The organism is Sandaracinomonas limnophila, from assembly GCF_004005965.1.
GTDB lineage: Bacteria > Bacteroidota > Bacteroidia > Cytophagales > Spirosomataceae > Sandaracinomonas > Sandaracinomonas limnophila.
Map to the genome: position 1 here is coordinate 118,536 of NZ_SACY01000005.1, position 20,918 is coordinate 139,453.

A 20,918-nucleotide genomic window follows, 5' to 3' on the forward strand; every position below is an offset into this window, starting at 1 on the left:
GGTTGCAAAGGTACAAAATAGTGGTTTAAATTAAAAATAAAGGTAAATCATGTAAAATAATTGCATTTTTTTCAGATTTCTTTACACAAAATTTACATAAAATTTATTTGGATAGTCGACAAAATAAACTAATTTGGAGATTAACAATTTAAACACTTTTAAACAATTATCTATGAAACACCATCTTTACTCAAAAAAGCTGGCAGCTTTAATTGCCGTTTTTTTAATGGTATCCTGGATTTCGTTCGGACAAGACCGAAAAGTCTCTGGAACTGTTTTGGATGACAAGGGACAAGGGATCCCAGGAGCATCTGTTTTATTGAAAGGTACAACCACCGGAACAACCTCCGATGTCAATGGTTCCTTTTCAATCAATGTAAAAAATAATTCATCGGAATTACAAGTTAGTTCAGTTGGTTATTTAACTAAATCTGTTGCTGTTGGTTCTCAAGCATCTGTAAAAGTTATTTTAGCAGAAGATGTTAGCCAATTAAACGAAGTAGTTGTCACTGGTTACACCGCACAGCGTAAAAAAGACATTACCGGTGCTGTAGCAGTTGTTGGTTCTAAAGAATTAACTGCATTGCCTGCCGCTTCTGTAACCCAAATGTTGCAAGGACGTGCCTCTGGTGTTACAGTTGGTAACGACAACTCACCAGGTGGTGGTACAATGGTTCGTGTTCGTGGATTCGGTTCCATCAACAACAACTCTCCGCTATACATCATCGATGGAGTACCAACACAAGGAACTTTGAACCAAATCAATCCAAATGATATCGAGTCGATGCAGGTATTAAAAGATGCATCTGCAGCTTCTATCTATGGTGCTCGTGCAGCGAATGGTGTGGTAATCATTACGACCAAGCGTGGTGGCGAAGGTGAGCCAAAAATCAACTTTGATATGTACACAGGAACACAAACTGTTGGCAAGACTCTTGATTTATTGAATACACAAGAATTAGGTAGATTCTATTATGAATCTGAAATTGGAGCAGGAAAACCTGCAGGTACCTCTCCTTCTGCCCAATACCGTTTTGATCCAAGTGGTAACCAAACAATTGCAGACTACATTTATCCGAACGTGTATGGTGACCTTCCTGCGAATTATACCTACACCAATGATATTGCAGACCCTGCATTAGGTAAAACTGCTTTCAATATTACAAAAGCAAACAAGCAAGGTACAGATTGGCAGCATGAAATTTTTGGCCCAGCTAAAATCTCTAATTACCAAATTGGAGCAACAGGAGGTTCAAAATATGGTAAATATGCAATCTCTGGAAGTTATTTCAACCAAGATGGTATTTTGAAATACACTAGTTACAAGCGTTATTCAATTCGTGCTAACACAGAATTCACTAGAGGTAATTTAACTTTCGGAGAAAACTTTACGGTTTCTTATGATGCAAGAGTTGGTGTTCCTTCAGGTAACAACAGTGAATCTAACCCAATTACCTTTGCGATTCGTGTACAACCAATTATTCCCGTATTTGATATTACAGGTGGACCAAGAGGCTTAGGTGGTACAAATACATCTGACCTGAATGGTTTTGCAGGTTCAAGAGGATCTAACTTAGGTAATGCACCCAATCCATTAGCAAGACAGTGGAGAGAAAAAGATAACATTACTTATGGTACCCACATGTTTGGTAATGTGTTTTTGGAATACAAAATCTTAAAAGATTTAAAATTCAGAACAAGTTTAGGTTTTGAGTACAATAACTCAAACTTCTCACAATATTTAAACAGAGATATTGAAGCTGCAGAACCGCGTTCAGCAAACAGCTTAACTGTTTATAATAACTATGACCGTGCAATCACTTGGTACAATACCTTGACTTACAACAAAACAATTGGCGATCATACCATCGGTGTTTTAGCTGGTACTGAAGCTGTTTCTACTTATTCATTTGGTTTCAATGCTGCAAGATCTAACTTTGCTTTTGACGACATGACCTATCGTTATTTGAACATGGGTTCTGCTGCAGGTCTATCAAATGCTGGTTCTGGTGCTTTAATCACAGCCTTGTATTCTCAATTTGCAAAGGCTAATTACTCGTACAAAGATATTTTCTTAGCTGACTTTACGATTCGTCGCGATGGTTCATCTCGTTTCTCTCCTGCCTATCGTTATGGTGTTTTCCCTGCATTTTCATTAGGTGTACGTTTAACGGAACTTTCTTTCATGAAAGATTTAACTTTCTTAAACGATTTAAAAGTTAGAGGTGGATGGGGTAAAACTGGTAACCAGTTAATTCCTAACGTTTATAATGCTTATACTTTGTTTGTACCAGATCCAAACAATAACGCATACGATATTTCAGGTTCAGGTAGTTCAATTGCACCTGGCTTCGATATTTCACAGTTTGGAAATACATCAGGACGTTGGGAAACCAACACATCTACCAACATCGGTTTTGATGCAAGTATGTTGAACAATCGTTTGGATGTAAATTTTGACTGGTACACGCGTACAACCTCAGACATGTTAACGCAGGTTCCTATTCCAAAAACTGGAGGAACAGCTTCTATTCCTTATGTAAACATTGGTGAAGTAAACAATACGGGTATTGACCTAAATGTTACCTGGAGAGATAAAATCGGCGATTTCCGATATTCAGTAAGTGGACAATATAGCCAATATAAGAATAATGTTGTAAAATTGAATGATGATCCAAAGGCATCTATTTTCGGATACTCAACTCGTCTTCCGGCAATATCTGTAACAAAAGCTGGTTTACCAATTTCATCTTTCTATGGTTATGTAATCGACGGATTATTTGATACACAGGCGGAAGTTGATAGCTGGGCTAAATTTGGTTCATATAATAAAATTGGACGTTTCAAGTTTAGAGATGTAAATGGAGATGGTGTAATTACTGCAGCGGATAAAACCATCATTGGTAATCCTCACCCAGATTTCACGTATGGTTTGAACCTAAGTTTAGGATATAAAAATTGGGATTTAGCAGTGTTCGTTCAAGGAGTTCAAGGAAATGAGATATTTAACTATTCTAAATTCTGGACTGACTTTAACACATTCCAAGGAAACCGTTCTAAAGACATGTTGTATAGATCTTGGAGAGCTCCGGGTGATGGTTCTATCTTACCAAGATTAGATTCGAACGATGGTACATCTCAACAAATCTCTTCTTATTTTGTTGAAGACGGATCTTATACTAGAATTAAAAATGTTCAGTTAACTTATAATTTCCCTAAATCAATTTTGAATAGACTTAAATTGAGCTCAGTTCAGGTTTATGTTCAAGGACAAAACTTGTTCACCTTTACAAAGTACAAAGGTTTAGACCCAGAAATTAACTTGAGAAATGCAGGTGGTGATAACACAGATATCCACATGGGTATTGACGAAGGTGCCTTCCCAACTGCAAAATCTTATAATGTTGGTTTAAGAGTAGGATTTTAATAATCGATAAATTGAAGAATAAAATGAAAAAAATATCAATATTCGCAATCATTGCAGCTGTCGGATTGAACTTTTCCTGCTCGGATAGTTTCTTCGACATACAACCTCAAGGGGCGGCATCAATCACCTCTTTGAGTAACAAGAATGGAGTGAATGCACTTTTAGTAGGTGCTTACTCTTTATTAGATGGTGTGGGCGCTGGAAATACCGGTCGTCAATCAACTATTTCCAATTATGTTTTTGGTGGAATCACTTCTGGTGATGCTGTTAAAGGAACAGATATTGGTGACCAGCCAGAACAAGAATACATTGAGCAATTCAACTGGCTTTCTGATAACACATATTTCTTAGGTAAATGGCAACATTCTTATGACGGAGTAGCACGTTCTAACGATGCTATTCAATTAGCAAAAAGTGCTGATGTAAAAGACATGACTGATGCTGAAAAAGCTCAAGTAATTGCTGAAGCAAAATTCTTACGTGGTCACTACCACTTTGAAGCTAAGAAAATGTGGAACATGGTACCTTATATCGATGATGCTACTTACAACAGAGACGATCCGAACTCTACTAAAGTTGTAAATGACAAGGATATTTGGGCAAACATTGAGAAAGATTTCTCTGATGCAGCAGCTGTGCTTCCAGCTACACAAGCTCAAAAAGGTAGAGCAACTAAATGGGCTGCTTTGACCTATTTGGCTAAAGCTTATATGTTTCAAGGAAAATTTGCAGCTGCAAAAACAGTCCTTGAGGATGTGTTGAAAAACTCAGGCAAGAAGTTAGTAACGAACTATCATGATAATTACAGAACTGCTACCAACAATAACGCTGAATCAATTTTCGAAGTTGAATTCTCTGTAAACGATGGTTCTACTGGTAATAATGGTAACCAAGGGGATAACTTAAACTGGCCATATTCTGCAAACTCTCCAGGTCGTGGATGTTGTGGATTCTATCTTCCTTCACAAAACTTAGTAAATGCCTTCAAAACTACTGAAGATGGTTTACCAATGATTGGAGACAAAAAAGATGGTACAGCGGATACTTACAACGCAGTTGATTTGTCGAATGACCAAGGTTTAAAATCTACAGATGCATTTACTTTAAACAAATCTACTCCAGTTGATCCTCGTTTGGACTGGACAGTGGGCCGTAGAGGTGTAAACTTCTTAGATTGGGGACAAATGCCAGGTTATTCATGGATTCGTAACCAAAACTATTCAGGTCCATATATTGGCAAGAAATGGATGTATTATTTAGCTGAAGAAGGAAGTTCAACACACTCTACAAATAAACGTTCTGTTAATAATAACTACCGTTTATTAAAATTATCATCTGTAATTTTATGGTTAGCAGAATGTGAAGCACAAGTTGGAAGCTTAGATAAGGCTGAAGAATATGTAAATATGATTCGTAATCGTGCTAAAAATGGTTCTGTTCAAGATGCTTCAATCAAGACTTTGGTTAATCCATATCCAACAGGAACCTTTGCAACTAAAGGTAAAGAATATGCTTTAAACGCTGTTTACATGGAAAACCGCTTGGAGTTTGCCATGGAAGGTCATCGCTATTTCGACTTAGTACGTTGGGGAATTGTTGTTCCTTACATGACGAAATATTTGAAAGAAGAGTCTGTTAACGGAAAAGACGTTGATGGCAGAACTTATAACAAAAGAGGTTATTTGTCAGGAAAAACTATTGCTGACAAAAACAAATATTTCCCTCTACCTAATGATGAGATCTTAAACTCACAAAAAGGTGGTAGCCCAACATTGAAACAAAATCCTGGTTATTAATCAGATTTCATTTCACCAAAATGAGCCGAGAATCTCGGCTCTTTTTTTTATCTTTAATTTATATACTTCATAACTCATAACCCATAACTCAAAAATGTTTTCATCTGAATTCGACCAACTAGTTCACCAAAGAAGATCCAATAGAAACTTTGACCCACAAATTGAAGTACCCAATGAGGTCATTCAAAGAAGTTTAGAGCGAGCAATTCTTTCTCCCAATAGCTCAAATATGCAGTTATGGGAATTTTATTGGGTAAAAGATGAAGAGAAAATTAAGGAATTAGCCAATTATTGTTTAGGGCAATCAGCAGCAAAAACGGCAAAACATTTGGTAATTTTTGTAGGTCGACAAGATTTATGGAAAGTACGTGCGAAACACAATTTAGAACAAATTCAAAATCAAAAAAACAATACTACGCCTAAAAGACTAAAAAGAGGATTACAATATTATGGTAAATTGATGCCACTTTTGTACAGTCAAGACCCAATTGGTATAATGACCTTGGTTCGTAAGTCATTGAGTTTCTTTATGGGAATTTCAAAACCATTTATGCGTTTAAGTGGAAAAGCAGACCAGCGCGTAATGGTACAAAAATCATGTGCATTGGCAGCTCAAACCTTTATGTTATCTATTACAGCAGAGGGATTTGATACGTGTCCGATGGAAGGATTTGATAAAAATCGAGTAAAGAAAATGCTTAATTTACCTGCAGGAGCTGAAATCAATATGATTATTGCAGTTGGCAAGGGTACTGCAGAAGGTGTATATGGAGAGCGTTACAGATTACCTTATGAGGAAGTTGTGTTTGAAGTATAATCTAAATTATGAAAAGTTTTCAAGTATAATTTGGGAGTTAGAATGGAGTAATTACTCCACTTATAATCTTTTTCATTTCTTGTAATTATTACTTTTATTTCACAATTAGGTATAATTGAATAATTGTGCAAAGCATCTTCAAAATCACTAAATTTTGAGGATAATGCCTCCATAATCGTACTTTTGTTAATTTCAGCAACTTCCAAAATCCTAAGTAATTGTTTTAAATCGGCAATAACCTGTTCATGTTTTTTCAGCTTTCGCAAAAAATAATACAAATTACTCACAATAACAGGAGTAACATAGCCTTTAATATCTCCTAATTCACAATAGGCCAAAATTAACTCAGCTTCCCAATCAAATGGTTTCCTTTCAAAGAAAAAATCCATTATAACATCCGAATCAATTATTGCTTTTATCATTTATATATTTATCAAATAAAATATCAGACAATTCCTTTTTGTAATCTAGAACTTTAGCCCCTTTATACTTACCTTTCAAGCTTTTTACAATTGGTGGAATTTCAATTTTTCCAGATTTCTCTTTGGTATTAATTGTCAATTTTAATAAATTCTCAACTATTGAGGAAAGGCTTAAGTTGTTTTCTTTCGCATACATCTTAGCAGCTTCTATTACATTTTCCTCAATTGAAAGTGTTAATTTTATATTCATAATTCCCTTAAATATATTCTCAAATATACGTATTTTTTATTTAAAAAACATACGTATAATTTATCAATAAATTGATAATTTTACAAACAATCTACATCGACAATCAATTGAACACCTTTGAAACTTGGCCAAGATTGGGCCAAATCAAGGTTTTCACGGAGATTTATTTTGAATTTGGATAAAGAGACTCCATTTTCGATCTTAATGAGAATTTCCTGTGCATACAGGTTACGTATTTTTTCAATTAATGGTTTTTCGGGGCCTAAAATCCGACCGGCCCCAAAATTTTGTTTCAACAAATTTCCTAAATCATTGGCAGCTTTTTTTGCCTTGGTATCTTCAACATGTTTAATGACCAAACGAATTAAACGAACATAAGGTGGATAATTGTATCCTTCGCGTTCTACTATTTCTTCTTGGTACAAACCCTCATAATCGCCATCAATAATAGCTTGAAACAAGGCATGAGTTGGTTGATTGGTCTGGATATAAACCTCACCTTGCGCCCCTCTCCTGCCTGCACGTCCTGCAACTTGTGTAATTAATTGATAGGCACGTTCATGCGCTCGGAAATCGGGGAAATTAATAATTTTATCTGCATCAAAAATTCCTACCATTGATAGGCCATCAAAATCGAGTCCCTTTGCAACCATTTGAGTGCCCACAATTATATCCAAATTGCCATTTTGAACATCCAAAATCAAATTTTGGAAAGCTGTTTTGGAACGGGTGGTATCTAAATCTACTCGACCAATTCGAGCACCGGGTATATGCATTTGAATTTCTTCTTCAATTTTTTCTGTTCCGTAACCCATGGTTTGCAGAGAAGTACCCCCACAAGCCCCACAACGCGTGGGAAGAGTTTCTTTGTAACCACAATAATGACATTTCAATTCTTTATCGCGAGCATGAAAGGTCAAACTAACATCACATTGTGTACATTGGGCGATCCATTCGCACAATTGGCATTGAATATATGGTGAATATCCTCGCCTATTTTGAAACAATAAACTTTGTTTACCAGCTTCCAAATTAACGCGTAATTTATCCAAAATTTCTTCAGAAAATCCACCATTCATTTGCTTGGCCTTTGCGGCATATTTTGTATCAATTAAATGAATTTCCGGCAATAACGTTTCACCGTAGCGTTCATTCAGCTCTACTAAACCAAATTTATCATTTTTTGCTTGATAATATGTTTCAAAAGATGGCGTTGCAGAACCCAACAAAACCTTGGCCTGATGCATCTTTGCCAAGATGGTCACCACATCACGGGCGTGGTATCGTGGGGCAGGATCTGTTTGTTTAAATGAAGTTTCATGCTCCTCATCTACTATGACTAATCCTAAATTATTGAATGGCAAAAAAACAGAAGAACGTACCCCAACTATAAATGAATATTTACCTTCAGCCACAGACTTCCAAACCTCCACCCGCTCATTATCAGAAAATTTAGAATGATAAATTCCTAATTGCTCCCCAAAAATTTTCTTCAAACGCATCACAATCTGAGTTGTAAGCGCAATTTCAGGCAACAAATACAATACCTGATCTCCATTGGCCAAAGCTTCCTGAATCAACCGAATGTATATTTCAGTTTTACCTGAGCCTGTCACACCTTTTAGCAAACAAATATCCTTTGTTTCAAAACTTTTCAAAATTTCTTGAAATGCTCTATTTTGGGCATTTGATAATTCAAATTTTGTAGGAATTAACTCATCGTCCCCTTCAGAAAATCTAGATATAACCTGTTCAAAAACCTCAAAAACTTCATTTTTCAATAAAGTTTGAATTGAACTTTCAGAAATTTCGGATTGTGTAAATATTTTTTTATCTAAACCTTTCGCATTTAAACTTGGATCCCTTAAAACTGAAATATGCTGCAAGTACAACAATAGAGCTGCCAATTGCTTGGGTTTTGCTTCCAAAACACCAATGAGTTGCGTCAAATGCTCCTTATGGGTATAATATTCAGTTAAACGAATTTTGCGAATAATCTTGGGGGAATATCGATCTTTTAACTCGTCGAAAACAAAAATTGCCGACTTTCCAACCAAACTTTTAATAAGGTAATAAGGACTTTTGACCTCTAAAAAACTTTTGGCCTCATCGAAAGTACATGATTCTTTTTCTTTTAGGAAATTACAAAAAACCGATTCTTTTTCGGTCAATTGTTCCCATTCCTCAAATGTCGGATTCAATTGGATTTTAGATTGGCTAGAAATCTTTAGTCCAGCGGGTAATGCCGCCTGAAATACATCACCGGGAGTGCACATGTAATAGCCTGCAATCCATTCTATTAAATCTAATTGTTTATCATTAATTAATGGATACTCATCTAAAATCTCTAATAAATATTTTGCTTGGTATTTAGTTGGTGGATTTGAATGAACCGCAACAATGACACCCGTATAAACTTTTGATGTTCCAAAAGGCACTACAACACGTATCCCCTTCTGCACATAAGCCTCCCAATCTTTTGGGACCCTATAGGTAAAATACCCAGGAATTGGAACGGGAAGGATAATATCGACGAAGAAAGTTTGCAAGGAAAATGGAAAGTTGAAAATTGAAAGTTGAAAGTTAAGAAATTAAAAATCATTTTCAACTTTCAATTTTCAACTTTCCACTGAATTGTTTCAATTAACTTAACCGCATCTTTTTTTAGGAATTGAATTATTGGGGCTAGGGAATCATTATCAGTTGCTGTTTGCACATAAACGGCACCACGGAGATAGTGTTTTGTAGAATCAGTTGTATAAAACTGAAAAGAAGTGGCCACCTCACCATCTAATTCAAAAATACCAGCTTTTTTGCCGGAACGAGTGGTTAAAATATATTCTTGAATATTACTTGCCTTTCCTTGGTGCTTGTAGGCCAATTTATACGCATCATCAATTAAATATTTCAATTGATTTTTGGGCATTTTTAGATCCTTATAGGTCAATTGGATAAACGATTTCCATTGAGGGTAATAAATATAAATCCAATAGGGTTCTGCCCAAGAAACAGTGTCGGGAAGAATAATTGCAGCTTTCGAATAGGCAAATGAATAAGGATAATTCCCTTTTAATTCCTGATATTGTGCCTTGGGAATAATTATTTTATTGTACCCTTTTGGACGAGGTGCAAAATCGACTTTTTTAGCATTTTCACAGGACATCAATAAACCCAAGAAAAAAAACAAAGCCCAGAAATACTTAGTTCTTTTCATGAGGTAATTTGTAATAATCTAAAATAGGATTTTGAATTTTTGTAAATAATTCTTCTCGAAGGCTAGGCAAATCCTCACTTGTCTTCCCTTGGGTTTCAATCGGTTTGTGAAATTCAACACGAACTACTCCAGGACGTAGAATGAACAAATTACTATTCAAAATGTGAAAATTATTCATCAAACTAATCGGAATAATAGGTATTTGTTGTTGAATTGCCATTTGTAAAGCTCCATCTTTTAAAGGCTTGCCCATGTAAGGAAATTCCTTGGAAACGATTCCTCCTTCTGGGAAAATAGCAATAGAACGACCTGCCTGTAAGGCACGAATTGCCTTGGCAAGGGAGGCCACTCGGCTACCCTTATCTGACCTATCAACCAATATATGTAACTTTTTATACATATAGCCAAACATAGGAATTTTGGCCATGGCGTTTTTACCTAGAAATGAAAATGAATTATCAATAAGATAAACTAAAATGGGAATATCAAAATAAGAAAAATGATTGGCGCAAAAAACGTAAACAGCTTTTGGATCAGGTTTAAAATGATATTTAACCTTTACACGAAGAAAAATGGCTGGAAAAAAAATATATGACCAGATTTTAACTGTTTTACTTGCATATTTTTTCCATTCAGTTTTTTGACAAAACAGATAAATGAATGGATAAAAAAGAATAAAAACTGAAAGAAACCAAAAAGCAGCCCAAACTGTATAAATCAAATGAAACGGATTAATTACCCTAATTCCACTTTTATTTTTCATTTTGAGCTGCCCAAAAAATTATTCTACTGTTCCTAATTGAACTGTATTAGATTTTTTACCTGAATTAGCAGGAACAGAAAGTGTTGTAACAAATACATCACCTTTCGACAGACTGCCATCTGATTTTAATTTATTTACCATTTGCTCTACTGTATGCTCGATGCTATCAGAAGATGGATCATAATAAAATACCTTTGCGCCCCAAAGTAAGCCCATTGTTGACATCAATTGCTTATTGGAGGTAAATACATATAAATCTGCTTTTGGACGATGTGCCGACAAGCGGAAAGCTGTATATCCAGAGTTTGTGATACATAAGATAGCTTTAGCTTTAGCATCACGAGCTAAACGACAAGCACCAGCAATTAAACGATCGTTTAAAGTTACATCACCAACCGTATTTGCTAAGGAGTGGTTTTTGAAATATATAGCAGCTTCATCTCCTTTTACAATGGAAATTTGATTTTGTTGTTGTTCAACAATCTCATGAATATGTGCCATTGTTTCTACAGCTTTTACTGGATAGGCACCCGAAGCAGACTCACCACTTAACATGGTAGCCGAAGCTCCCTGAAGCACAGCATTAGCCACGTCATTTGTTTCAGCACGTGTAGGAACTGGATTTGTAATCATTGATTCCAACATTTGGGTTGCAACAATTACTGGTTTACCAGCAGCAGTACATTTTTCAACCATCACACGTTGCAAATAAGGAACAACTGCTCCATCCATTTCAACACCCAAATCGCCACGAGCCACCATTATTGCATCAGTTGCTTCAATGATATCATCTAAATTATCAATAGCCTCTGGCTTTTCAATTTTAGCAATAACACGTGTGTTTTTACCGTACGCTTTAATTTTATCTTTAATGTCGTGAATATCTGAAGCCTTACGAACAAACGAAAGAGCAATCCAGTCCACGCCATTATCTAATCCAAAATATAAATCTTTTTCATCCTTTGGAGTTAAACAAGGTAATGAAACCTTTGTACCTGGCAAATTGATTCCTTTTTTAGATTTCAAAATACCCCCATAAACCACTTCGGTAATTACTTCTTTTTTAACTTTATCAATTCCAGTAACACGAACTTCTAGGTTACCATCGTCCATTAAAATTCTTTCACCTACCTCAACATCAAGATACATGGAAGTATAAGTGGTACCAACTTTTTCAGAAGTACCTAATAAACTTTCGTCCATTGCAAAAATTAATTGCTTACCTGGCTCCAACAATACACCATTGTTTTCCACCATTTGTGTTCTAATTTTTGGACCTTGTAAATCTTGAAGGACACTTAAATTAATTCCTAATTCTTCTGAAATTTGGCGAATCGTTTGTAAACGAGCTAAGTGGTCATCATGTGTACCATGCGAAAAATTCAAACGGAATACATTTACTCCAGCTTTAGCTAATTGTATTAAAACTTCTTTTGATTCTGAGGCAGGGCCTACAGTTGCAACAATTTTTGTCTTGTTATTATACGACATACGGTAATTTAATTATTAATATTCCCACAAATCACTCTCTAATTCCAACAACTGGTTTTCCAACAATTGAGACATCAAAAGTCCCTCGCGGTCGCCATTGTAAACATCGGATAAAAATTGATTTTTAGCGTTTCCTTTTTTGATAATTCTTGCTTGAAACAAACGCAAATCGAATGCATCTGCCATATTCAAATGTTTCATTTCATTTTGTGGATTGTACCAGATGCAATTTTCATTACTTCTGAACAATTTATACACATCCTTGTATCTAAAAGAAGCAACAGCTTTATCAAAACCTGCTTTCGTTTTAGAGGCAGGAATTACAAGTGTTAAGGCTTCAATAACAAAAACCAAACGTGATTTTTGTCGGTCGATGATTGCATCTTCTTTAATTTCTAAAACTGAAATTTCCTTTGGGAAATAATAGGAACTTCCTGAGGCTGCATTTGATTTTTGGTCAAAACCATCATCCTTTTTTGCAGGAGTTTCAGCTTTGCCAGTACTTTTTTTGGTAGATCCACCCCAACCGTCATCTTCTCCATTTGCTGTTTTAGTAGAGGTTTCACCTCCGAAACCTGCGGCTTTTTCAGCCTCAGATAATTCAGCATCAGCAACTTCATCTTCCATCTTTAAATTTTCCTTGAATTGCTCCAAAGATAATTTCGTATTTAAGGAATCGTTTTTGTAAGGAATTAAAACTCCGGCCTCAACCCACTCCACTAAAAATTTAGACAATTCATTATTAACTGAAAAGAATGGCTGATTTATTTTCTCATTCATATCCATTCTTCTCCACAAACGAGCTCGGTAATGGATATTTGCTTCGTCAACAGGATTAACCGCATTAGCTTTAATCTCACTTTGAGGCTTTTCTGCCTTGTCTTGAGCATTTAAAATAAATGTTCCGAAAACAGCAATAATTAATAAAGACTTACTCCACAAGTTCATGTCAATCTGTTTAATTCAATGGAATATTTTTTGTCATATTATAAGGGATTGTTTCAACAGTACCCTTAAAATTCTTTCTTTGTACTCCTTTAATTTCAATATAATATCTATCACCTGCTTGGGCCTGAGAGGCTAATTTTGCAATTGAACCCGATCCTTGCAAGGTAATATCATCAATTTTTCTTTGTCCACGAGCTAAGGCAATATAGACTTCAGCAACTCTAAAATTGGCATCTTCAGGATTCGTAGATTTAAACGACTCATCGGCAATGGCTCTAGCATCTATCGTTCGCAAACCTGATGCTGATGCTCCTCGTTTCTCGTCTAATTCACCACCATTTCCAAAAACTTTAACCTCAGGTCTTGGCACTCTTCGTACACGGAAAACCTCCTTACCTAATAAAGTACCTCCATTAGAAACATTTAAGGTAATTGTAGAAGCAGAAGGAACAATTGTCACCTTACCTCTATTTGCACCGCCAATTGCCTCTCCGCCATCGGCAGAGAAGTTTGGATTCCATAAAGAACCTAAACCTGGACTTACAACACTTAAACGATTTGCACAACCTAAGTATAAAGCTGGTAAGGTAGCAGTTTCGATATTATAAGTTGGTTTTAAGACGAAGTATTCTTTGGTAATAGATTCTGTTTTAGGTCCTGCCGGACTCATGTAAGAAACAGTTGCCACATAGGTTTTTCTTGATAAACCATTAGCATCGTAACCGCCACCAGATGTTTTGAATTTAATTTTACCGCGACCATCCTGAACTGGTATTGAACTACCATTGTAACTCATACGAGGTGTAAATCCACTAGATGTAGCAGCTATAAACACTTCTGCCTCATAATCCATCCCAGCAACAACAGTATTTGCATTTGCAGAAACCTGGGCGAAAACCTTATCAAATTTAATTTCCTTTGCACCAACTTTAGCTGCTAATTGATTCAATACTTCGGATTCGTACCTTCTAACCTCAGCTTGCTTTTGAGATAATGAAGCTAAAGCAGCTGGAACTGGGGTACTTTGAAAATTTAACTCCGCGAAATCTTTATTTGCTTGATTTGCATCCATTTTAGCCGTTGGATCTTCATTTGCTGCCAAGGCCAATTTACTAAATTTGGTTCCAGGGTCAGCCAATTTTTCCAAATTAGCAACATATTTATCCAATAAATTAACTAAATGGTACGCCTCTCCTGATTTGTTAGCACCAACCATTAGTTCAAATACCTTCTCTTCTTCTTTTGGATTTTTCACCATACCAGTTTCAGGATCAATTCCTCCTCCTGCATCAATTATTTTAGATTTCAAACCATCCAAATAATTTACTATCTCATCTGATATTTTACGTACGTTTTGAGCACGTGTAATCACATCGGAGTAGGCAGCAGGATTAGGTAAATCTTTAATGCGTTGTTCTATGCCCTCTACCATTCCTTTGTTTTTGGAATGAGAAGATTGATTAGCTATCTCCAAACTTGAGTTTAGGAGTGTAAACTTTTGCAGTAAAGCATCCGATACCTGTAAGGCCAATAGGGCAGTCAGTACTAAGTACATCATGCCTATCATTTTTTGCCGTGGGGTTTCTTTTAAATTTGCCATTTGATAAAAGCTAAATGTTTAAAAATTAGCCTTTCATAGCTGTTAACATACTTCCATATACCTGATTCAAGGATTGAATATTGGCATTTAATTTTGCCAATTCTGCCTTGAATAATTCTGCATCTTTTTCTGAAGAAACTACTGAACCTGCAACCGAATTAATTCCAGCATAATAGGAATTTAATGCTTGCAAATGCTTGTTGGCTTCATTTATCTGTGCTTCATAAATTGAATTCAAAGAAGAAAGTTGCTCTCCAGCTTTTGCATATTGTTGAGTAAACTTTGATGCTTCTTGAGAAGAAGTAGAAATTGCCCCAATTGAATTTGCTGCATCGGAAACTGATTTGTTTAAGGCAGAAAGTGATTCCGAAGATGAATTCAAATTAGAAACAAAATCCTTCGTTGCACCTGTAACTTTAGTTATTTCTTGTAAACTATTTGCTGTATCTGTTAAACCTTTTATACTCTTGTTAAGATTTTCAACTGCTTCAGGACTTAAACCTTGCGCAGTGCCTAAAGAAGTAACAGTAGCGCGCGTGGTATTGGGTGTGCCTCCTACTAATTCAGGGTAAACATTTTCCCACTGGTAATCTTTTTCTGGTTTTTGTTGAAGATAAAGCACCCCGAATAAAATAAAAATAGCAGCTTCTGTAAACATTCCTACCATTAACATTTCATTAGCACCTGACCAGTGTACAATTTTAAATAATGCTCCAACGATAACAACTGCTGCGCCAAAACTTGCAACAACATTAATTGATTTCTCTAAATTCATAAGAAATAAGGTTTATTAATTTTTGGGTCTTCCTAAATAACGCATCATACATCTAAATCCAATATATGATCTTTTTTGATTTTCTAATTCGTAAGCTCTTGTACCTGTTTCTAAATAATATCCAACATCTTTCCAAGACCCTCCTCTTATTACTTTTTTAGGATTTTCCGGATCATTATTTACGGTATTTAAATCCCAAGAAACAGCGACTACATTATCAGAATAAGCATCTATACACCATTCCGCAACGTTACCTGACATATTATATAATCCAAATTCGTTCGGATTGTAGGAATTAGCAGGTGCCGTATATGAATAACCATCTGAATCGTAATTACCTCTATGTGGCTTAAAATTGGCTAATTCACATCCTACACACATCGTTAGATAGGGTCCACCCCATGGATACTTAGCTCCAATTTTTCCTCCGCGTGCTGCCCACTCCCATTCTGATTCTGAAGGCAATTCAAAACGAGGCAACATAAACATTCCTTGTTTTTTTCTGTAATCGTTCAACATATTGGAACGCCATAAACAAAAATATTTTGCAGCAGTCCAACTAACACCAACCACAGGATACATATCATAAGCTGGAGAAGAAAAATAATACTCCAACATCGGATCCCCATTGTGGTAGGTAAAATCTTTTTTCCAAACGGTTGTATCAGGATAATATTCTGACAAAATCTTTTCCTCGCCTAATACTTGAAGAGAATCTTTAAATAAGGTATTAGTAAATTGTCGATATTCGTGATTAGTAATTTCGGTATCATCCATAAAGAAGGCAGAAACCGTTACTCTTTTATTAAAATTTACGGCTGAATGGGTAATATCCTCATCCGCTTGACCCATCATGTAGGATCCAGATGGTACCAATACCATACCATACGGCGTAGGTTGCGACCATCCTTTACGTTCTGTGGCAACAATTTCACCATATTCAATCCCTGGTCCTTCTTTACCTAACTTCTTAAAGCTAAATATGCCCCCACCTTTCTTTTTTTCTTTTCCTTTGGTGCTACTTAGTGTTTTACCTTTATCCTCGCTCTTTTTCTTTCCAAATAGTTGCGCATTTGATGTTGTAGGTGAACCTAAAAACAGTATCGCAAAAACTAAACCACAAACACTACCTTTTAACAAGTTTAATTTCATAAATGTTTTCAAAAATCTTTTTTCAAACGATTAGTTTACAATTAAATTGTATTTACCACTTCAAATCTTACCCTTCATCCACAAATTCCTCAAATTTAAGAGGATTTTCCTAATTTTTAACCTTTATTTTCATTTTTTTCACTCCTAATTAATTTTATACCGTGGGGTATTTATAGGAACTACATTATTTCTTTTTTTAATCAATTGTAAGTCAGGCAATTTGAACTTCAAAAATAATTCATGACTCAATGGGGCCTTCAAATTTTGGTTGATAAAATTTTGATCTAGAGCATATCCAAATTCTAAGCTGTTATTCAATAAATTTAAACCAAACATACCCGTTAAAGAATCATTGGATCTAAAATTGCCCCCCAACCAAAACAAATCAAAGGCTTTAACTCTCATTCCTAAGTCTAATACATTTTGACCTTGATAGCTTCTCCACTGTAAAAATGGATAGAGTGAAATTTTTTCTAAAATGGGTAATTCATAAGAAGAATGTACCAAAAAAACAGGTTGCAAATTGGTAGAGCCGTTCAAAGAGGATGTGAACGAAAAGGTAGGCGAATTTAAATGATCAATCGCTGCACCAATGGTCCAATTATTTAAGGAATAGGAAATTCCGGCTCCAAAATCTAGGCTAGATTTAGCAATAGATTTTCCTGAAATTTCGTTTGCAATAGGATCATTCGGGTCTCTTGTTTTAAAAACTCTACCGTCGAAAGATTTTGTAGCTAGACCTGCAGAAAAACCTAAAGATATTATTCCGGATCCCATTTCTAAATGGTAGGCAGATTGAGCTCTAAGGAATTGTAAACCTGCACCAGAGGGCGACAAGTCGTTTAAATACATGAATCCCAGTCCAACGGGTATGGGTTTTAAACTCAAGGATAAACTTGCAATGCTTGTTCCTAAATTTCCTGAACCATCATAGGTACTTTGGTACTGTGTCCATTGATTTCTGTAATTGACTTGAAAGGAACCTTCTTCCTTCAATCCTACAGAAGCTGGATTTTGGAAATTAGTTTGAAAAGAATAAAAAGAAAGCCCAGGGTTTTGTTGAGAAAAGCCATTGAAAAATGAAAATAAAACCAATGAAAAACATTGGAAAATTATTAATATATTTTTAGTTTTCAAGCTAGGCATTTGAATTCGAAATGGAATTTAATCTCTAAAAATACCAAATTTTAACATAAAAAAAAGGCCTTGAGGCCTTTTTTTATGAATTCGCTAATTTAATATATTGTTCCAAGGCACCTGTCATTGAAGGTGCATTAGGTTTTGGAGCTTCAATATCAACAATCAAGTCAGCATTTTTAACTGCTTGTGCAGTAGTTGGTCCAAAAACCGCTAAACGAGTATTGTTTTGTTTAAATTCTGGAAAATTTTCAAAAAGTGAGGTAATACCAGAAGGACTAAAGAACGCGATGATGTCGTAAAAAACATTTTCTAAATCTGATAAATCAGCAGAAACTGTTTCATACATAACGGCTTCAGTCAATTGATAATCGTTTGTTCCCATGTAATCTGGCAAATCCTTCTGACGCTTGTTTGAGCAAGGAAATAAGAATTTTTCAGTTTTATGTTTTTTAATTACCTCTAACAAATCCAAAGAAGTACGAACACCTACAAACAATTTACGTTTTCTAATTTGAACGTATTTAGCCAAATAATTTGCTGTTTGTTCTGTGATACAAAAATATTTCATATCGGCAGGCATTTCAATTTTAGCTTCTTTGCAAATTCTAAAGAAGTGATCTATTGCATGGCGACTTGTAAAAATCACCGCAGTATGCTCTAGAATATTGATTTTTTGTTTTCTAAAATCTTTAAAAGAAATTCCTTGAACCTCAATAAAGGGTCTGAAATCGACCTTAACACCATATTTTTTCTCAATCTCCAAATAGGGAGTCATAGACTCTTTTGGGAAAGACTGAGTAACTAAAATACTGCTAACTTTTTTTAATCTGGCCTTATCAACCGTAGCATCTGTTGGCAATACACTCATAAAATGTAAATAATTACTTGATATAATAGATTCCTTAGAAAAGGAGTGCAAATATAATAGATTTTTTATGATTTTTCTAACCTGAATTAAATGTAATTAGGGAAAATCAATTGTCGAATTCCGAAAAACACAACTTGTCCTTCCATAAATAATAGATAAGCAGCCAATGAAATATTATTAAGGTTGAAGGAATTTTTAAATAAAAAATAAAAATACACTACTCGAACTAAAAAATAAGCATCTACCAAAAATGAAATTTGTTCTAAACTCGGTTGATAGGCACTTCCTGCAATGAAATAAATTAAAAACAATCCAAAATACAATATGCTAAAAAATTGGATGTTGGCTTGAACTGATTTGAAAAAATGTGGCTTGGCCAATTGTTCTATTTTAAATAAACTTGTAAAAATATAATAGACCAAATACCGTCCATAAAACATCACAAATGCCAAAATAGATTTTTGGGCAACAAATAATAAAGCATCTTCAGCTTGTAAAACATTTGAACCTAATTTTAATTGTGCACTTTCTATTGGATCTAAAATGGAATGATAAAAAGCAACAAAACTGGTTAGGAGGCTTAAACCAAACACCATCAAAATATTGGGAAATGCAAAAACTGAAATGAGAACGGCATCTTCCTTATAGTTAAAATTAATCCAATCGGAAAATCGAAAGAAGTAGTTGAAATTTCTTGGAAAATATCTAAAAACGACAGAAAACAAGAACAACACTAAAATGGTACTAACCAAAAAAAAGTTATTTAACAAAGATGAGGGTCTTGACAAATAATTTAAAAATCCGTTTTGGCCTTGGTTGCCTTTAACAAGTTGTTTAATTTCCGCAGGAAAACCTTTTAAATTTTTTGCATAGATAGTGAATATTAACGTCTGATTTTGCCGATAGGGCTTCATAAGACTGTCTAAATTAAGCAGGTATTCGGATCCTTTGCTAAGTCTTTTTTGATAAACACCGTTTACAAATAATTGAAAATCTTCTTGTGGTTTAATTTGCAAAAACGCATCATAAGTTTGATGAGTATCAAAAAGAAGAGATTTAGATTGGTAGGAAAAATGCTTAGATGCCACGTAAGGCAGATAGGTTTTCCAGCTGGGCGAATAGATATACCAATTTTTAGATAAATCCTGTTGTTCTACCCATTCATTGCCTGCATTTGCGAAATAAGATAATGAAATTAAAAGAAAAAATCCGCAAATAAACCTACTGAAAACAGTAAATTTCATTGCGGATTTTTCAAAAAAAGGAATCATCCTTTTGTAAAATTATTTAGCTCCCAATGCTTTCAACATAGTTTCTCCAATATCTGCTGGAGAGTACACCACGTGAATTCCACATTCTTGCATAATTTTCATTTTAGCTTCTGCTGTATCGTCTGCACCACCAATGATAGCACCTGCATGTCCCATACGACGACCTTTAGGAGCAGTTTGTCCAGCGATGAATCCGACTACTGGCTTTCTATTTCCATCTGCCTTGATCCAACGAGCTGCCTCAGCTTCCATTCCACCACCGATTTCACCAATCATAACGATACCCTCTGTTTCAGGATCATTCATTAATAATTCTACCGCTTCTTTGGTTGTAGTTCCAATGATTGGATCACCACCGATACCAATTGCAGTTGTTTGCCCCAAACCAGCTTTAGTCAATTGATCAACTGCTTCATAAGTTAAAGTACCTGATTTTGAAACGATACCAACCTTACCTTTTGAGAAAATGAATCCCGGCATAATACCTACCTTACATTCATCTGCAGTCATTACACCTGGACAATTTGGTCCGATTAAACGACATTCTTTGTTTTGAATATATTCTTTCGCTACAATCATATCCTTTGTTGGGATACCTTCTGTGATACAAATAATCACTTTAATGCCCGCATCAGCTGCTTCCATAATTGCGTCTGCAGCAAAAGCTGGTGGCACAAAAATAATAGAAGTATCCGCTCCTGTAGTACTTACAGCTTCAGCAACTGTATTAAAAATAGGACGATCTAGATGCTTTGCGCCTCCTTTTCCTGGTGTTACACCACCTACTACTTGTGTTCCATAAGCAATCATTTGCTCAGCATGGAATGTACCTTCCGTTCCGGTAAAACCTTGAACGATAATTTTTGAATTTTTGTTTACTAAAACGCTCATTTTCTAGATTTGAATTAACTAGGCGAAAAAATTTCTCCAAAGGTACAAAGTAATTGATAATTTTTACCAATTAAAGAGGTATCAAAATCAAAT

General features: G+C 35.2%; 17 protein-coding genes. 3 read left to right on the forward strand and 14 right to left on the reverse strand.

The genetic code is table 11. From position 1 onward, the window contains the following. Positions 1-172: 172 nt before the first annotated feature. The 3 genes from EOJ36_RS10600 (at position 173) to EOJ36_RS10610 (ending at position 6,040) form a co-directional block, all read left to right on the forward strand. Positions 173-3,427, forward strand: a complete 3,255-nt coding sequence (locus EOJ36_RS10600) for a SusC/RagA family TonB-linked outer membrane protein (RefSeq protein ID WP_127805168.1) — start codon at positions 173-175, stop codon at positions 3,425-3,427. Between the two features lie 23 nt (positions 3,428-3,450). Continuing rightward, positions 3,451-5,223, forward strand: coding sequence for a RagB/SusD family nutrient uptake outer membrane protein (locus EOJ36_RS10605; protein ID WP_127805170.1), 1,773 nt, complete (start codon positions 3,451-3,453; stop codon positions 5,221-5,223). A gap of 94 nt (positions 5,224-5,317) precedes the next feature. Next, positions 5,318-6,040 carry a nitroreductase family protein gene (locus tag EOJ36_RS10610; RefSeq protein WP_127805171.1) on the forward strand — a complete coding sequence of 241 codons (723 nt, stop codon included), beginning with the start codon at positions 5,318-5,320 and terminating at the stop codon, positions 6,038-6,040. Here the strand turns inward: EOJ36_RS10610 and EOJ36_RS10615 are convergent. From EOJ36_RS10615 to sucD, 14 genes are all read right to left on the reverse strand, one after another. After that, complete coding sequence (locus EOJ36_RS10615) at positions 6,013-6,462, reverse strand: PIN domain-containing protein (RefSeq protein WP_127805173.1); 450 nt, start codon at positions 6,460-6,462, stop codon at positions 6,013-6,015. The genes EOJ36_RS10610 and EOJ36_RS10615 overlap by 28 nt on opposite strands. Continuing rightward, the gene (locus EOJ36_RS10620; RefSeq protein ID WP_127805175.1) at positions 6,443-6,712 is read right to left on the reverse strand and encodes a DUF6364 family protein; all 270 of its coding nucleotides are present in this window, start codon (positions 6,710-6,712) and stop codon (positions 6,443-6,445) included. The genes EOJ36_RS10615 and EOJ36_RS10620 overlap by 20 nt, the downstream gene beginning before the upstream one ends. A gap of 80 nt (positions 6,713-6,792) precedes the next feature. Continuing rightward, the gene (gene priA, locus EOJ36_RS10625; RefSeq protein ID WP_238944477.1) at positions 6,793-9,261 is read right to left on the reverse strand and encodes a replication restart helicase PriA; all 2,469 of its coding nucleotides are present in this window, start codon (positions 9,259-9,261) and stop codon (positions 6,793-6,795) included. A 62-nt stretch (positions 9,262-9,323) separates the two neighbouring features. After that, the gene (gene gldD / locus EOJ36_RS10630) at positions 9,324-9,926 is read right to left on the reverse strand and encodes a gliding motility lipoprotein GldD (RefSeq protein ID WP_127805179.1); all 603 of its coding nucleotides are present in this window, start codon (positions 9,924-9,926) and stop codon (positions 9,324-9,326) included. Then, a complete protein-coding gene (locus EOJ36_RS10635; RefSeq protein ID WP_127805182.1) occupies positions 9,913-10,689 on the reverse strand; it encodes a lysophospholipid acyltransferase family protein in 777 nt (258 codons plus the stop codon). Before EOJ36_RS10635 ends, gldD begins: the two co-directional genes overlap by 14 nt. Before the next feature lie 18 nt (positions 10,690-10,707). Continuing rightward, complete coding sequence (pyk, locus tag EOJ36_RS10640) at positions 10,708-12,180, reverse strand: pyruvate kinase (RefSeq protein ID WP_127805184.1); 1,473 nt, start codon at positions 12,178-12,180, stop codon at positions 10,708-10,710. 15 nt (positions 12,181-12,195) lie between these two features. Next, positions 12,196-13,128 carry a type IX secretion system ring subunit PorN/GldN gene (porN, locus tag EOJ36_RS10645; protein WP_127805186.1) on the reverse strand — a complete coding sequence of 311 codons (933 nt, stop codon included), beginning with the start codon at positions 13,126-13,128 and terminating at the stop codon, positions 12,196-12,198. A 10-nt stretch (positions 13,129-13,138) separates the two neighbouring features. Further along, a complete protein-coding gene (gene porM / locus EOJ36_RS10650; RefSeq protein WP_127805188.1) occupies positions 13,139-14,728 on the reverse strand; it encodes a type IX secretion system motor protein PorM/GldM in 1,590 nt (529 codons plus the stop codon). Positions 14,729-14,753: 25 nt separating this feature from the next. Further along, on the reverse strand, positions 14,754-15,503 hold the full coding sequence (gene porL, locus EOJ36_RS10655; protein ID WP_127805190.1) for a type IX secretion system motor protein PorL/GldL: 750 nt from the start codon (positions 15,501-15,503) through the stop codon (positions 14,754-14,756). A 15-nt stretch (positions 15,504-15,518) separates the two neighbouring features. After that, positions 15,519-16,655, reverse strand: coding sequence for a T9SS ring complex lipoprotein PorK/GldK (gene porK / locus EOJ36_RS10660; RefSeq protein WP_127805192.1), 1,137 nt, complete (start codon positions 16,653-16,655; stop codon positions 15,519-15,521). Between the two features lie 144 nt (positions 16,656-16,799). Continuing rightward, positions 16,800-17,792 (reverse strand): PorP/SprF family type IX secretion system membrane protein, encoded by a 993-nt coding sequence (locus EOJ36_RS10665; RefSeq protein ID WP_164847897.1) that lies wholly within the window; start codon positions 17,790-17,792, stop codon positions 16,800-16,802. Positions 17,793-17,874: 82 nt separating this feature from the next. Then, positions 17,875-18,663, reverse strand: coding sequence for a uroporphyrinogen-III synthase (locus tag EOJ36_RS10670; protein WP_127805196.1), 789 nt, complete (start codon positions 18,661-18,663; stop codon positions 17,875-17,877). A gap of 86 nt (positions 18,664-18,749) precedes the next feature. After that, positions 18,750-19,907 (reverse strand): hypothetical protein, encoded by a 1,158-nt coding sequence (locus EOJ36_RS10675; RefSeq protein WP_127805198.1) that lies wholly within the window; start codon positions 19,905-19,907, stop codon positions 18,750-18,752. Between the two features lie 39 nt (positions 19,908-19,946). Next, the gene (gene sucD, locus EOJ36_RS10680) at positions 19,947-20,825 is read right to left on the reverse strand and encodes a succinate--CoA ligase subunit alpha (RefSeq protein WP_127805200.1); all 879 of its coding nucleotides are present in this window, start codon (positions 20,823-20,825) and stop codon (positions 19,947-19,949) included. Positions 20,826-20,918 lie beyond the last annotated feature (93 nt).